Here is a 14,092-nt window from a genome sequence, read left to right as displayed (position 1 = left end):
GCAATCGGCGGCAAGCCGCTGGTGATCAGTAGAATTCTCGGACGAGATCCGTCGCGTCGTCGGGCGCGCCGTCGGGGATCTCGGCCATGTTCTCGGTGAGGCCGTGGGCCTGCTCGTAGGAGGCGGCGTCCTCATTCTGGTAGAGCACGCCCTGGTACTCCTTGTCCATATCCAGGATGAGGTCCTTGGCGGCGTCGTAATCGGTCCGGTCGTGGTCGGTGTCTTCGACATCCACCAGCGAATCGCGGAAGTAGTCGTAGGTATCGACGTCGTTGAACGTCACACATGGTGAAAAGACGTTCACGAAGCCGAAGCCGTCGTGTTCGATCGCCTCCTGGACGATCTCGGCGTGGCGCATCGCGTCCGACGAGAACGACTGGGCGATGAACGTCGCCCCAGCCGACAGCGCCAGTGCGAGCGGATTGACAGGGGGCTGTTTCGGCCCCTCGGGCGTCGTCGAGGTCTCGAAGTCCTCCCGCGAGGTCGGCGAGGCCTGTCCCTTGGTGAGGCCGTAGATCCGGTTGTCCATCACGACGTAGCTCATGTCGACGTTGCGCCGGACGGCGTGGATGAAATGCCCCACACCGATGGAGTAGCCGTCGCCGTCGCCGCCCGCAACCATCACTTCGAGATTCGGGTTGGCGAGTTTGACGCCCGTGCCGACCGGCAGCGCCCGGCCGTGGACGCCGTGCAGCGCGTAGCTGTGCATGTAGGTCCCGATCTTGCCGGAACAGCCGATTCCCGCCACAACGAAGGTGTTGTCGGGGTCGTTGCCGGTGTTGGCGAGGGCTTTCATCATCCCGTTCATCGTCCCGAAGTCACCGCAGCCGGGACACCAGGTCGGTTGTTTGTCTGATTTGAAATCCGTGAATCGAACGTCTGAGCTCATTGGGTTGCCTCCTGTGAGGCCGCAAGTGCAGCCTTGATTTCCTCGGCCAGCTCGTCGGCCTTGTATCTGACTCCGTTGTACTTGTTGATCCGCTGGACGCGTGCGAGTGCGTCGTGCTCCAGGAGATCCGCGAACTGCCCGGTGTTGTTACACTCGACGACGAGCACGTCGTCGGCGCTGGTGATCTCCTCGCTGAGGTCGGGCCGCGGGAAGATGTAGGGCACCGAGATGAAGCGGATGCTGATCGCCTCTTCTTCCAAGAGGTCGATGGCTTCGACCATCGCCCCTTCGTTCGAACCCCACGAGATGACCAGCGTGTCGCTCTCGGGATCGCCGAACTCGCGCGGACTCCAATCTTCCTGCTCTTGGGCCGTCTCGACCTTTCGGTTGCGCTTGTCGACCTGTTCGACGCGCATCTCGGTGTCTTCGGTCCGCCGCCCCAACTCGTCGTGTTCGAGGCCGGTCGTCATATGTGCGCCCTCGGTGGTGCCGGGCAAGGCCCGCGGACTCACGCCGTCGTCGGTCAGGGCGTGGGGTTTGAACTGCCCCTTTTCGTTCTGCCACTCGTCGATCGACTCCTCGTCTACGACCTTGCCACGGTCGATCTCGACGTCGTCCATGTCGAACGCATCGGGCGCAAACGTCTGTTCGGTGACCGCCATCGAGAGGTCCGCCGTGAGGTAGACGGGAATCTGGTACTTCTCGGCGAGGTTGAACGCCTCGACGGTTTTCCAGAAACAGTCGTCGATGGTCGTCGGCGCGAGGACGAACCGCGGAATTTCGCCGTGGCCGCCGTACAACATCTGGTTGATATCGCCCTGTTCCTGTTTGGTCGGCATTCCCGTCGAAGGGCCCGAGCGCATGACGTTACAGATCACAAGCGGCGTCTCACTGGTGGCGACCAGGCCGAACGTCTCGGTCATGAGGTCGATCCCCGGCCCGGAGGTGGCAGTCATCGCGCGTGCGCCAGCCCGCGCGCCACCGAGTGCCATGTTGATCGCCGACAGTTCGTCTTCGGCCTGGACGACGTGGCCGCCGTAGTTCTCGATCCGGCCCGTGAGGTACTCCATCACGTTGGTCGCGGGGGTGATCGGGTAGCCAGCGTAGAACCGACAGCCCGCGGCGATCGCTCCCATCCCGATGGCCTCGTCGCCGTTGATCAGGACGTAATCCTCGTCGGTGGTGTCGAGATCGTAGGCGAAATCGTGATCGTAGGTCTCCTGGACGTAGTCCCGACCCGCGCGGGCGGCCTCCTTGTTGTTGTCGACCAGTTTCTGGCCTTTCGAACCGAACCGTTTCTGGAGGGCGCTATCGAGGTTCTCGATCGGGAAGTCGGCGACCGCACAGGCCGCCCCGAGGGCGACGACGTTGCGCATGATCGCCCCGCCTGCCTCCTCGGCCAGGCGTTTGAGCGGCACGTCGAGGCCGATCACGTCGTCCGGGATGGTGGCGTTCTGCATCGTCGTCCGCTCGCCGTCGTAGATGATGACCGACCCGTCGTGGAGCTCCGAGCGGTTCTCGTCGATCGTCCGTGGCGTCAACGCGATGAGGACGTCGAGTCTGTCGACGACACTCTGGACCCGGTCGACCGACGTGCGGATCTTGTAGGCCGTGTATCCGCCGCGGATACGTGAGGCGAAATCCTTCGAGGTAAACACGTGCCGACCGGCCCGTGAGAGTGCCCGAGCGAAGATCTTCCCCGTCGAGTCGATGCCATCGCCAGCCTCGCCGCCGATGGCCCAGTTGAAGTCCGCAGGCATGATATTGTCTACCCTTTCTAATGGTAAATCAAAAGGCTTCTGAAAGGTACTCCGGCGACATTTCTGGGCATTGTCGAACATGTATCGGACAACAATGAGTACTTATCAAATTTTATTCCATATCATGCTGTATGTCTGCGTCCCGCATGGATGCAATGGAGAGAAGAACCCTTTAGCCCGCGGTAAGTACGGGTGGTATGGACGCCACAGTTACGGTCACCGAAAGGGCGGATGTCGGTCCCGAGACGGTCTCGATCGCCTTCGAGACCCCCGAGGGGTTCGATGCCCAGCCCGGCCAGTTCGTCAAGCTCAGCGCCGAGATCGACGGCGAGCGCTACGCCCGTTTTTATACGATTTCCTCGCCGGATATGGTCACAGAGTTCGAGATCACGATCGAGATCGACCCCACGGAGAGCGGCCCCTTCAGCGAACGGCTCGCCGACCTCTCGGCGGGCGACGACATCGAGATGAGCGGGCCGTTCGGCACCGACTACTACGAGAACGAGCCTCGTGTCGTCGTCCTCGCGGGAGGACCGGGAATCGGCCCTGCGGTCGGAATCGGCGAACGCGTCGTCGACGACGGCGGCGAGCTGGCGATCGTTTATAAAGATGACGCGCCCGCACACGAGGATCGGCTCTCGAAACTCGATGCGGCCGGGGCGAGCGTGGCGATCACCGACGGCTCGATCACTGAGGCCGTCGACGCCGCACTGACCGGCCGCGAGGACGAACAGGTCTTCGTCTACGGCTTCGCCGACTTCGTAGAGGAGGCGATCGACGCGATCGAGGCCGCCGGTGGCGATCCCGACGCAGTAAAGGTCGAAAACTTCGGGTAGGAACCGCCGACTGAGTACCGAATCGGAGAGATAGGCTACCACTCGGCGGCACGTTTTAGTGATCGACCGACGGCTCGCTGTCGGCGTGTTCGATCTCGGTTTGGGCCTCGGGATCGACCGGTTGGGCTCCGGTGATTTCGAAGCGACTCCCGCCGTCGGGACCATCCTGGGCGGTAATCGTCCAGCCGTGTGCCTCGACGATTTTGGCGACGATCGAGAGCCCGAGTCCCGACTCGGACTCGTGGGTCTCGCTGTCGAGGCGGGGCGGACCGTCCTCGAAGCCGTGGCCGTCGTCGGCGACGGCGAACCAGTCGTCGTGACATTCGACGGTGATCGTCAGCTCCGGGCCGCCGTGTTCGACGCTGTTGCGGAAGAGGTTCTCGAAGACCTGCTGGAGGCGCGGGGCGTCGGCCTCGACGGTGAGTTCGCCCTCGATTTCGAGGTCGGCGTCCCGGGAGTCGACCGACTCCCAGGCCCACTCGGCGATCGTCTCGACGTTGGTGGGGCCGACCATGTCGATCACTTCTCCTTTGCGTGCGAGCAGCAGCATATCGTCGATCAGCGTCTGCATCCGGTCGTGGGCGCGTTCGACCGCCGCTAGCGTCTCGGTGTTTCCGGTCTCTTTGACCTGATCGATATACCCCTGGGCGACGCTCAGGGGGTTCCGCAGGTCGTGTGAGACGTAGCCGGTGAACTCACTGAGCCGGTCGTTTTGGCGCTGGAGTTCGACCTCGCGTTCGACCCGAACCATCGCCGCGCTCACGCTGGCTGCGAGAATCCGCAGCAGATCGACTTCGAGATCGGTGAACTCCCGCTGTTCGAGCGTCGCCGTGACGAGGACACCGTAGGACTGGACGGGGACGATGATCTCGGATTTGATATCCGTGTCGGTCGAATACCGGTCGGGTTCGGCCTGCACGTCGTCGACGACCACCACTGAGTTCATCGCATACGCCTTCCAGATGAGGCCCTCGCCGCCCTCGAAGCGGGGCTGGCTCTCGAAGTGGGCGTCGGCCTCCTCGGTCTGGGTCACCGGCAGCAGTGCGTCATCCTCGTCGTCGTGCTTCCAGAGTGCTGTCAGCGGGAGTTCGAGGATCTCGGCGGCGGCCTCCATGGCGAGTTCGGCGACCGCCTCGTCGTCGTCAGCCGTCAGGAACTCCTGGGTCGTCTCCTGGAGCTCCCGGAGCTTCGACTCCGTCGAGCGGCGTTCGAGCTGGTAGCTCACCCACTTGGTCAGCACCTCGACGAAGGCGAGTTCGGTCTCGGTAAACGACTGTTCGCGTGGATCGTCGTCGGCAAACCACAACGTGCCGTACAGTCGGCCGTCGATCCGAATGTTGCCGCCGAGATAGCAGTCGAGTGCGAGCCGCTGGTAGGCCGGATCGTCGGCCCACCCTTCCTCGGGGGCGTTTTCCAGGCTAAACAGCGAGTCCTGCTGAATCGTCTTCCGGCAGTAGCTCTCCGAAAGCGGGGCTGTCGCTCCGGGCTGGAGCCGGTCGTGGTCGCCGTGGACCGAGACTATCTGTCGCCGGTCGTCCTCGACCGTCGACAACACGCCGTAGCGCAGATCCAGCCGGTCGCAGGTCAGCTCCAGGACGCGGTCGATCCGGTCGGCGAACGACAGCGTCGTATCAGCAGAGAGCTGATAGAGCTGCCGCAGGGAGTCGACGTTCTCCCGAAGCTGGGTTTCGAGCCGTCGGCGCTCGGTGATGTCCTGGACCGAGCCGATGATCTCGGTTACCTCGCCGTCGGTTTCCTTGGGCGAGCCGTGAATCCGAACCCATTTGTGGTCGCCCGCGGGCGTCCGGAGCCGGGCTTCGAGGTCCGCGGGCTCGCCTGACCGAAGCCCCTCGAAGGCCTCCCGGACCGCGTTGGTCGGATCGGGGTGGTACTGGAGGATGTTCTCGATGGTCGGATCGAAGGAGTCGGGCAGTTCGTAGATATCGTAGACCTGGTCGGTGACCTCGACGGCGTTGTCGTCGAGATCCCACGCCCAGCCGCCGATGGCCGCAAGCTGCTCGGCCTGTCGGAACAGGTCGTTCTGGCGTTCCATACGGCGCTGTTCGGCCAGCTGCTCGGTAATATCGCGGCCGATCCCGACGATCCCGACGATCTCGTCGTCGGAATCTCGGTAGGGGCGGGCCAACACGTCAGTCGTGTAGGTCGGTGCGTCGTCGGGATGGTGGGTGAGCTGGATGCGAAACTGTTCGCGGCTCCCCGCAAGGAGCTCCTGCAGCCCGCGTTCGAATCGGCCGTAGTCCGGACCCTCCAGGAGCGTTTCGTTGAACACGTCGGCGAGTGGCTGGCCGATGAGATCGCTCGCCGAGAGGTCGAGCCGCTCGATCAGCCTGTCGTTGACGTAGCTGATCCGCAGCTCGCTGTCGAGGACCCACGCCGAATCCTGCATCTGTTCGACGATCGCCTCGTGGAGCGCCGAGGTGTCGACCGCCTCCGCGCCAGCGGTTTTCGACATCGGCGTCTCGGTGTCGATCCGGGCTTCGAGTTTGTCCGCGCTCTCGGCTCCGACAGGCACGTAGCCGTCGGCCGCGGTCACGAGTACGTTCCGCACTGCGGTCGGGTCGTCGGGTCCGGCGACGATAAACGGGATCGAAAACGGCTCCGGGAGGCGGTCCAACACGGAGACGAGATCCTCGATGGTGCTCGATCGCCACCGGTAGACGACCGCGGCGTACCGACTCGCCGTCGACTCCGCGGCGAGTTCCTCGACCGAATCCGTGTGGTCGACGTCGAAGGTCGACCAGAGGGCGGTGTAGAACTCCGATTGGTAGGACCCGACGACATCGCTCGCAGCGTCGTAGACGAGTATCGGCTCTTTGTCGGTTTGTATGTCGATCATCAGTACTCGACTCCGGGTCTTCTTTCTGGAGGTGAAGGTTTGCGTCTGAATAAAGCCATTGATGCGCCAAGCCAGCCCCCGGTGAGGCGGCTGTCTGCCGGGATGACGACCGGCGAGGACGTCACCGACGAGCTGTTTCGGTGGGGTGTGTGGCTCGGTCGACCGGAAGCCATCCCCCCACGCGTCATAGATAGTATATAAAGCGCCGTGTCGACTGGTCGGGAGAATCGGCCGAACTATTGGTTAGGCAAACAGTTCTCTCATGACGGTTGTTGCCATAGGTTTATCATAGACAATACAGACAGTTATGGCGTATGTCTGAGACAGATGTCGACCTGGAGGCCAGACTGGCCGAACAGGACTCGTTCGAACCCCCCGAATCGTTTGTCGAGCAGGCGAACGTCTCCGACCCCGAGATCTACGATGAGTTCGAGAACAACTGGCCGGAGTGTTGGGAGGCCGCCGCCGATCTCCTGGAGTGGACCGACGACTACGACCAGGTCCTCGACGACAGCAACCCACCCTTCTATCAGTGGTTCACCGACGGCGAGCTCAACGCCTCGGCGAACTGTCTGGATCGCCACCTCGAGGAGCGCGCCGACGAGGCCGCCATCGAGTGGGTCGGCGAGCCGGTAGACGAGGACAACCGGACCTACACCTATGGCGAACTCCATCGGGAGGTAAACGAGTTCGCCGCCGCCCTGCGCGATTTGGGCGTCGAGGAAGACGACGTCGTGACGCTGTATATGCCGATGATCCCCGAGCTCCCGGTCGCCATGCTGGCATGTGCCCGGATCGGCGCGCCCCACTCGGTGGTGTTCGCCGGGTTCTCGGCGGACGCCCTCGCGACTCGGATGAACGCCGCCGACTCCGAGTATCTCGTCACCTGTGACGGCTACTACCGCCGCGGCGACCCCCTCGACCACTTCGATAAGGCCACCACCGGCCTCGACGGCGTCGAGCACGCGGTCGACACCGTGGTCGTCGAGCGACTCCCGAGTGAGGACGCGTTCCCCAACACCTGGCCCGAACAGACTCGCGGCTACGACGAACTCGTCGAAAACCATGCGGGCGAAACGGTCGAGCCGGTCGATCGGGACGCCGAGGACATGCTGTTTCTGATGTACACCTCGGGGACGACCGGCCAGCCGAAGGGGGTCAAACACACGACGGGCGGCTATCTCTCGTGGGCCGCCTGGACCTCGCAGGCCGTCCTGGATATCAAACCTGACGACACCTACTTCTGTTCGGCCGATATCGGCTGGATCACCGGCCACTCCTACATCGTCTACGGCCCGCTCGCACTGGGGACGACGACGATGATGTACGAGGGAACGCCCGACTACCCCGACCGCAACCGGCTGTGGGAGATCATCGAGGAGTACGAGGCCAATCAGCTATACACCGCCCCGACCGCGATTCGAGCCTTTATGAAGTGGGGCGAGGAGTACCCCGATAGCCACGATCTGTCGAGCCTCCGACTGCTCGGCACCGTGGGCGAGCCGATCAATCCGCGGGCGTGGAAGTGGTACTACAAACACATCGGCGACGAGTCCTGCCCGGTCGTCGATACCTGGTGGCAGACCGAAACCGGCGGCATGATGCTCACCACGCTTCCAGGAGTCGGCGAGATGAAACCCGGCTCGGCTGGCCCACCGCTGCCGGGACTCAGCGCCGACGTGGTCGACATGAGCGGCAGTCCCGTCGGCGCGGGCGAGGCGGGCTATCTCGTTGTCAACAAGCCATGGCCCGGGATGCTCCGCACCCTGTACAACAACGATGACCGCTTTATCAACGAGTACTGGCGGGAATACTCCAACGTTGACAGCGACGATTCGGCCGACTGGGTCTACTTCCCCGAGGATGGCGCAAAACTCGACGAGGACGGCTATATCACCGTTCTGGGCCGTGTAGACGACGTCCTCAACGTTTCGGGCCACCGCCTCGGGACGATGGAGATCGAATCCGCAATCGTCGGCGTCGAGGGCGTCGCCGAGGCCGCCGTCGTCGGCGGCGACCACGATATCAAGGGCGAGGCCGTCTACACCTACGTCATCACCGAGGACGGCTACGAGGAAACCGAGGAGCTCCGGGAGGCGATCATCGAGGGCGTCGAGGACGCCATCGGCCCGATCGCTCGGCCGGAAGCCGTGATCTTCACCCCCGAGTTGCCGAAGACCAGATCTGGAAAGATCATGCGCCGACTGCTGGAAAACATCGCCAACGCCGAGGACCTCGGCGACACGAGCACTCTCCGAAACCCGGAGGTCGTCGAAGACATCCAGCGGAAAGTACAGAGCGACTAACTACTGCAGAGCCACGGTGAACCGAGCGAACAGACAACAATCTCGATAGTACGCGGCCCCCTCCGGCCGTCTGCCGTTTCACCCACTCCGACGGGGGTGGACGGTTCGAGAAAACTATCACGATTAAAAACAAACAATGAACGAAACAGACCCCGACGAACGGTCCCCAAACCCCGCCGAGCAGCTCGAAGCCGACGGCGGACTGACCGATGTCCAGCGAGAACAGCAAGCCGACTACCTCGATGTCGAGATCAACCTCCTGAAACCCGCGACCCCGTTTATGCGGGATCACCTCCGAATCATCTGGATCGGATTTGCGATCTGGACGCTTACCACCTTCGGCCCCATCACGTTGACGCGTATCGTCCCGGAGCTGATGACCGCGACGATGCCAGCGATCGGCTTCCCGTTGCACTACTTTCTGATCGCTATCGGCGGGCCGTCGGCAGCACTGATCCTGTCGGTATGGTACGCGCGCAAGCGGGACCAGATCGACGAGAAGTACGGGATCACACAGATGCGGACCGAAGAGATGGAGACGCCGACCGAGACGACAGGCGAGGAGGTCACCGCGACTGACGGAGGTGTCGACGAATGAACCTCGCAGTGACCGTGCTCCAACAGGAACTACTCCCTGAGGGACTCAACATCTCGTTCAAGCTCCTGCCAGGGGTTATCGTCGTCACGATGATGCTGTCGTTCCTCGGGGTCGGCTACTTCTACAAGGTCGCCGATACCGGGAACATGTGGGTCGCCGGTCGCTCGATCGGCAACGTCGAAAACGGGATGGCGATCGGTGCCAACTGGATGTCGGCGGCCTCCTACCTCGGGATGGCCTCGTTGATCGCGCTGTCGGGCGTCTATGGGCTGGCCTACGTCGTCGGCTGGACGACCGGCTACTTCATTTTGCTCATCTTCCTCGCAGCGCAGATGCGACGGTTCGGCAAGTACACCGCCCCGGACTTCGTCGGCGACCGGTTCAACTCCGACGGGGCTCGCGCGCTGGCGGCGGTGACGACGTTCCTCATCGGCTTCGTCTACGCGCTCGGTCAGGCCCGCGGGATGGGGCTGGTCGGGATGTACATCCTCGGCGACATCACCGCCGTCGTCCCGCTGGCGGGGTTGAGCGCCTACCAGGCGATGATGATCCTGTTCATGGTCGTCACCATCGGCTACCTGGCGCTCTCCGGCATGCTGGGGGCGACCAAGAACATGGTGCTACAGTTCATCATTCTCATCGGCGCGTTCCTGATCGGCCTGCTCGTCACCGGCTGGTCGGCCGGGTTTTCGACGGTGCTGCCACAGCTCGAATACGGTGCCCTAATAAGCGAACTCAGCGCGGAGTTCTCCGCGCCGTTCGCCGGTGGGAGCTACTATCTGTGGGTCGCGACCTGCTTCAGTCTCGTCTTCGGGACCTGTGGGCTGCCGCACGTCCTCGTTCGGTTTTATACCGTGCAAAACGAGCGGGTCGCCCGCTGGTCCTGTACCTGGGGGCTGTTTTTCATCTGTTTGCTCTACCTGAGTGCGCCCGCCTTCGCGGCGTTCGGAACCGCGCTGTACGGCTCCCAGATCGGGCCCGTGTACGGTGACCCCGGCATGAGTAGTGCCGCTGGCGACGTGATCGTCGTCCTCGCCTCACAGCTCGCGGGACTGCCGACGTGGCTCGTCGGACTGGTGGCCGCTGGCGGGATCGCCGCCGCGGTCGCGACTGTCGCGGGACTGTTCATCGCCGCCTCTTCAGCGATCTCCCACGACATCTACGCCAACATCATCAACGAGGACGCCACCCAGCGCCAGCAGGTGCTTGTGGGGCGGCTCAGCATCGTCGCCATCGGCCTGCTGACGATCGTCTTCGCGCTCGATCCACAGCAACCGATCGCGGCGTTGGTCGGCTTCGCCTTCTCGCTGGCCGCCATCGTCCTGTTCCCGATGTTCTTCCTCGGGCTGTGGTGGGAGAACGCCAACCGACAGGGCGCGCTCGCCGGGATGGTCTCGGGGCTCGTCCTCTGGTTCATCCCGATGCTCAACGAGGGCAACTTCGGAATCATCAACGGCGGCGAAGGATGGGGAATCGAGATCCTCGCCACCTGGATGCCAGCGGTCGGCTCCGCACTGATCGCCACGCCACTCGTCTTCCTCGTCGTGATCGTCGTCTCGGCGGTGACCGACGAGCCGCCGGTCGACACGAAGATGATGGTTCGACAGTGCCACAGCCCCGATCCGATGCCGAAGGACAAGACCGCAGCCGACGTGGTTGCCGAAAAGACCGACAACGTCCCGCCCGCTGACGACTAACAATGTACGATCGAATACTGGTTCCAACGGACGGAAGCAACGTCGCCGAGGCCGCCGTCGACCACGCCGTCGACCTCGCCGAAAAGTACGACGCCGAGGTCCATGCGCTGTTCGTCGCCGACGTCGACGCCGTCACCTACAGCCTCGGCACCGAACAGATCGACCGCATCCGCCAGGGCAACTTTCAGGGGATGACCGATCTCCGGGAGGACGCCGAAGAAGCCACTGGCTACGTGAAACGGCAGGCCGAACCGCTCGGCCTGTCGGTGGTCGAACGCCACGCCGGTGGGCGACCCCACGCGGTGATCGCCGACTACGCCGCCGACAACGACATCGAGCTCGTCGTCATGGGGAGCCACGGCCGCTCGGGCGTCCGCCGGGCGCTGCTCGGCAGCGTCACCGAACGGACCCTCCGGTCGACCCACGTTCCCGTGCTCGTGGTCGACTACGAGCGAGCCGACGAATGACGATATATAAATGAGCCTCGTCGACCGCCTCCGCGACCACGCCAGCGAGCACCGACAGGGCATGCTTTATGACCTGATGTTCGCGGTCGTCTGGGTCGGGGTCGTCTCGATCCTGTTCGATCTCGTCTTCGTGACCGCACCCACGTGGGCCTACTACCTGTTCATGGTCGCTGGAATCCCGGCCTACTTCGGGTTCGTCTTCTCGTTGGGACAGGCAGAACAGGCGAACCAGTAGTGAATGAGATTCGTACTACATCCATATTATAAATAAACATTCCCGATGTAGTCTGGTTTTAATGTGTCTGATTTCCAGAAGAAATTTGATCAGTCATACATTGTATCTCATACATGAATCGTCGTACATTTATCGCCGCATCCAGTTGTTCACTTCTTCTATCTACAGCAGGGTGTACTGATGAAGAACCACTAAATCAAAGAAATCAGAGAAATGTCGAAGAATTCTGTTCTAAAGAATGGGGTGTGATTGTATCTAACACATCTGACGAAGTGAGATCAGTAACAGTTCGAATTACGAATGATGAGGGTGTGGATTTATTCTCAGATACGCTTGAACTAGAAAAACATAAAGATACGTTTGCAGGTGTTGAAATCGATACCAAAGTTCAGTATGACCAACAATATACATTTGAAGCAAGTCTCTCTGAAAATAACACACTAAATACGGAAGAGGTAGTTAATTGTGGAAACATATACATATTTGTCAAAGAATCTGAGGAGATAGGAATACGTACAGAAGATAATAGGGATGATTTATGAAACAACAATAGAATAAACGTATGCTATTTACCATATCTGTTTTAAATTTTATATTTATAAGGCCACAGGGATTTCTTTCTGATAATAGACGCGGAGATAATTAATCGAGCATGGTAAATTCATATTGAGTAATCCAGCCAGCGATTCGGAACATGCCAGAGTTCAACGGTTTTAGTTGGTATCGCGAGCCGCGATATATCGCTGTCTCAGACGAAAACTGATGAGACTTGCGGCACCGAAAATAATCGGCAGTGCGATGTCACCAAGTGAGCCAGAGAGGGCCGGAAACACGCTCATTCCAGCCATCAGCGCAAATAAAAAGGCAAGCAGTCCGGTAATCGGGACTGCAAACCCATCCGGAAACGCAGTCCCATCCGATTCGTTTCCCATAGCTACCCCTTCGGTCGACATCGGGTAAAAAGCTCGCCCGCTGATAAAGAGATGTGATTACTGGGAGTCGCCCTTCCGTTTGACGAACTCGAAACCGCCATCGTCGTCGTCGGCCTCACCGGTGTCGAGTTCGTCGCCCTCCAGAGGACGCGTCGAGCCATCGAGATTGTCGGGGTCAGCGTTGGCTGCGCTCTCGGCAATTTTCTCGGCGTTCTGGAGGTCGCTCACCCCGCCGGTGCCGAGGACCTGCTCGCCCTCGTCGTCCGAGTCGGGTGTCGAAAGGATCAGGTTGTCGGCGATGCGCTGGTAGGCTTCGGCCGCCGGGCTCTCCGGGTCGTACGTCGAGACGGGCTGGCTCCGGTCTTGGGCCTCCGCGACGGTCGGATCGTTCGGCACCGAGCCCAGCAGGTCGGTCTCCAGGAACCCCGCCAGCCGTTCGGGTGGCGGTGCCTGGCCGGTTCCTGCACGGACGAGAACGACGCCGCCGACCGTCCCGTTGACGCGGTCGGCCAGCTCGATCGTCTTTTTCGCATCCCGGATCGAGGCGACCCGGGGCGTCGAGACGATGATCACCTCATCGGAGAGCCGCAGCGGGTATATCGTCTCGGGACTGACGCCCGCCGCAGTGTCCAGGATGATCCAGTCGTAGGCCGGACGCAGGCTCCGGACCACGGGGGCGAGGGCGGCGACGTTGATCGCATTGAAATCCGCGAGCTCGGTTCCCGCCGGGAGGACGTGGAGCCGGTCGTCGACCGCGTACAGTGCTTTGGTGGTCGTGACGGTGCCGGAGAGCACGTCGTGGAGGGTGCGTTCGGGCTCGAACTGGAGGAAATCGACGATGTTGGCCATCGCCAGATCCATCTCGACGATGGCGACCGTTTCGCCCGCCTCAGCGAGCGCGACGCCGAGATTGACTGCCGTGGTGGTCTTGCCGACGCCGCCTTTCGCTCCGGCGACCGCGAGGACACGCCCGTCTGCCATAGGACCTTCTCACAGCGACACCAACATAAATCCACGTTCTCGAAAATCACCGCTGAGAACAGCGCCGAGAGCTCGCCGGGCTACGTCGGCGTTTCCCGATCGGAGCCGACCTCGCCGACGATCGGCAGCGGTGGATCCCACAGCGAGTACGGCCCGGTCCCGAGGGCGACGATGGTGAGACACGACAGGAAGACGGGAATGTTGAGCCTGCTTGGGCCAGCGGCAGACATGGCGACGACCATCACGACCGACAGTGCCGCAGCACCGTACCGCCCCCCGAACCCGAGCGCAATCGTGAACATGGCGATGAACTGGACGACGCCTGTAATCGGGACCAGTAGTTCGGGGTTCGGAATTCCCCACATCTGAAACTCGGCGACCTGCTGACTGTACGCGGCGAACTTCCCCAGCGCCGGGATGAACGTGATCCCGACCGCGACCGCTCGGGCGAGGCCCTGGAGTCTGGCACGGGTTCGATCCTGCATACCGTAGAGGGGCCGAGAGAACCCGAATAGTTTCGTGCAACATCTTGAA

14 protein-coding genes are annotated in these 14,092 nt (G+C 61.9%); 8 read left to right on the top strand and 6 right to left on the bottom strand.

From position 1 onward, the window contains the following. Positions 1–25: 25 nt before the first annotated feature. Positions 26–889 (bottom strand): 2-oxoacid:ferredoxin oxidoreductase subunit beta, encoded by an 864-nt coding sequence (locus tag NO877_RS02225; RefSeq protein WP_256394659.1) that lies wholly within the window; start codon positions 887–889, stop codon positions 26–28. After that, the gene (locus tag NO877_RS02220) at positions 886–2,649 is read right to left on the bottom strand and encodes a 2-oxoacid:acceptor oxidoreductase subunit alpha (protein WP_256394658.1); all 1,764 of its coding nucleotides are present in this window, start codon (positions 2,647–2,649) and stop codon (positions 886–888) included. Before NO877_RS02220 ends, NO877_RS02225 begins: the two co-directional genes overlap by 4 nt. A 197-nt stretch (positions 2,650–2,846) precedes the next feature. On the opposite strand from NO877_RS02220, the gene NO877_RS02215 reads away from it, so the two are divergent. After that, positions 2,847–3,485 (top strand): FAD-dependent oxidoreductase, encoded by a 639-nt coding sequence (locus NO877_RS02215; RefSeq protein WP_256394657.1) that lies wholly within the window; start codon positions 2,847–2,849, stop codon positions 3,483–3,485. A gap of 55 nt (positions 3,486–3,540) precedes the next feature. Here the strand turns inward: NO877_RS02215 and NO877_RS02210 are convergent, their stop codons facing one another. Further along, positions 3,541–6,342 (bottom strand): PAS domain S-box protein, encoded by a 2,802-nt coding sequence (locus tag NO877_RS02210; RefSeq protein WP_256394656.1) that lies wholly within the window; start codon positions 6,340–6,342, stop codon positions 3,541–3,543. 39 nt (positions 6,343–6,381) lie between these two features. On the opposite strand from NO877_RS02210, the gene NO877_RS02205 reads away from it, so the two are divergent. The 7 genes from NO877_RS02205 to NO877_RS02175 all read left to right on the top strand — a co-directional run bounded on the left by NO877_RS02205 (position 6,382) and on the right by NO877_RS02175 (position 12,187). Beyond that, entirely contained in the window at positions 6,382–6,543 is a 162-nt protein-coding gene (locus tag NO877_RS02205; protein WP_256394655.1) for a hypothetical protein, read from the top strand. Positions 6,544–6,656: 113 nt separating this feature from the next. Next, positions 6,657–8,648, top strand: a complete 1,992-nt coding sequence (gene acs / locus NO877_RS02200) for an acetate--CoA ligase (protein ID WP_256394654.1) — start codon at positions 6,657–6,659, stop codon at positions 8,646–8,648. Between the two features lie 136 nt (positions 8,649–8,784). Next, positions 8,785–9,246, top strand: coding sequence for a DUF4212 domain-containing protein (locus NO877_RS02195; protein WP_256394653.1), 462 nt, complete (start codon positions 8,785–8,787; stop codon positions 9,244–9,246). Then, a complete protein-coding gene (locus NO877_RS02190; protein ID WP_256394652.1) occupies positions 9,243–10,943 on the top strand; it encodes a sodium:solute symporter family transporter in 1,701 nt (566 codons plus the stop codon). Before NO877_RS02195 ends, NO877_RS02190 begins: the two co-directional genes overlap by 4 nt. 2 nt (positions 10,944–10,945) lie before the next feature. Continuing rightward, positions 10,946–11,410 carry a universal stress protein gene (locus tag NO877_RS02185; RefSeq protein WP_256394651.1) on the top strand — a complete coding sequence of 155 codons (465 nt, stop codon included), beginning with the start codon at positions 10,946–10,948 and terminating at the stop codon, positions 11,408–11,410. Between the two features lie 10 nt (positions 11,411–11,420). Beyond that, the gene (locus NO877_RS02180) at positions 11,421–11,645 is read left to right on the top strand and encodes a DUF8119 family protein (RefSeq protein ID WP_256394650.1); all 225 of its coding nucleotides are present in this window, start codon (positions 11,421–11,423) and stop codon (positions 11,643–11,645) included. A gap of 113 nt (positions 11,646–11,758) precedes the next feature. After that, positions 11,759–12,187: a hypothetical protein gene (locus NO877_RS02175; protein WP_256394649.1), complete on the top strand. Its 429-nt coding sequence runs from the start codon at positions 11,759–11,761 to the stop codon at positions 12,185–12,187. 171 nt (positions 12,188–12,358) lie between these two features. Here NO877_RS02175 and NO877_RS02170 read toward each other — a convergent pair whose 3' ends face one another. From NO877_RS02170 to NO877_RS02160, 3 genes are all read right to left on the bottom strand, one after another. Beyond that, positions 12,359–12,577, bottom strand: a complete 219-nt coding sequence (locus tag NO877_RS02170) for a hypothetical protein (protein ID WP_256394648.1) — start codon at positions 12,575–12,577, stop codon at positions 12,359–12,361. 57 nt (positions 12,578–12,634) lie between these two features. Next, positions 12,635–13,558, bottom strand: a complete 924-nt coding sequence (locus tag NO877_RS02165) for a MinD/ParA family ATP-binding protein (RefSeq protein WP_256394647.1) — start codon at positions 13,556–13,558, stop codon at positions 12,635–12,637. Between the two features lie 80 nt (positions 13,559–13,638). Beyond that, a complete protein-coding gene (locus NO877_RS02160) occupies positions 13,639–14,043 on the bottom strand; it encodes a DoxX family protein (RefSeq protein WP_256394646.1) in 405 nt (134 codons plus the stop codon). Between the last annotated feature and the right edge of the window lie 49 nt (positions 14,044–14,092).

The sequence above is a fragment of the Halohasta litorea genome, from assembly GCF_024494645.1.
Lineage (GTDB): Archaea > Halobacteriota > Halobacteria > Halobacteriales > Haloferacaceae > Halohasta > Halohasta litorea.
Note: the sequence above shows the minus strand (reverse complement) of the source record. Positions and strands in the feature narration are given on the sequence as shown.

Excerpts from the sequence above, each read along its gene's own strand:
- NO877_RS02210 (WP_256394656.1), bottom strand. The coding sequence starts at position 6,342 with ATGATCGACATACAAACCGACAAAGAGCCGATACTCGTCTACGACGCT.
- NO877_RS02220 (WP_256394658.1), bottom strand. The coding sequence starts at position 2,649 with ATGCCTGCGGACTTCAACTGGGCCATCGGCGGCGAGGCTGGCGATGGC.
- NO877_RS02195 (WP_256394653.1), top strand. The coding sequence starts at position 8,785 with ATGAACGAAACAGACCCCGACGAACGGTCCCCAAACCCCGCCGAGCAG.
- NO877_RS02160 (WP_256394646.1), bottom strand. The coding sequence starts at position 14,043 with ATGCAGGATCGAACCCGTGCCAGACTCCAGGGCCTCGCCCGAGCGGTC.
- acs (WP_256394654.1), top strand. The coding sequence starts at position 6,657 with ATGTCTGAGACAGATGTCGACCTGGAGGCCAGACTGGCCGAACAGGAC.
- NO877_RS02225 (WP_256394659.1), bottom strand. The coding sequence starts at position 889 with ATGAGCTCAGACGTTCGATTCACGGATTTCAAATCAGACAAACAACCG.
- NO877_RS02215 (WP_256394657.1), top strand. The coding sequence starts at position 2,847 with ATGGACGCCACAGTTACGGTCACCGAAAGGGCGGATGTCGGTCCCGAG.
- NO877_RS02175 (WP_256394649.1), top strand. The coding sequence starts at position 11,759 with ATGAATCGTCGTACATTTATCGCCGCATCCAGTTGTTCACTTCTTCTA.
- NO877_RS02190 (WP_256394652.1), top strand. The coding sequence starts at position 9,243 with ATGAACCTCGCAGTGACCGTGCTCCAACAGGAACTACTCCCTGAGGGA.
- NO877_RS02165 (WP_256394647.1), bottom strand. The coding sequence starts at position 13,558 with ATGGCAGACGGGCGTGTCCTCGCGGTCGCCGGAGCGAAAGGCGGCGTC.
- NO877_RS02180 (WP_256394650.1), top strand. The coding sequence starts at position 11,421 with ATGAGCCTCGTCGACCGCCTCCGCGACCACGCCAGCGAGCACCGACAG.
- NO877_RS02170 (WP_256394648.1), bottom strand. The coding sequence starts at position 12,577 with ATGGGAAACGAATCGGATGGGACTGCGTTTCCGGATGGGTTTGCAGTC.
- NO877_RS02185 (WP_256394651.1), top strand. The coding sequence starts at position 10,946 with ATGTACGATCGAATACTGGTTCCAACGGACGGAAGCAACGTCGCCGAG.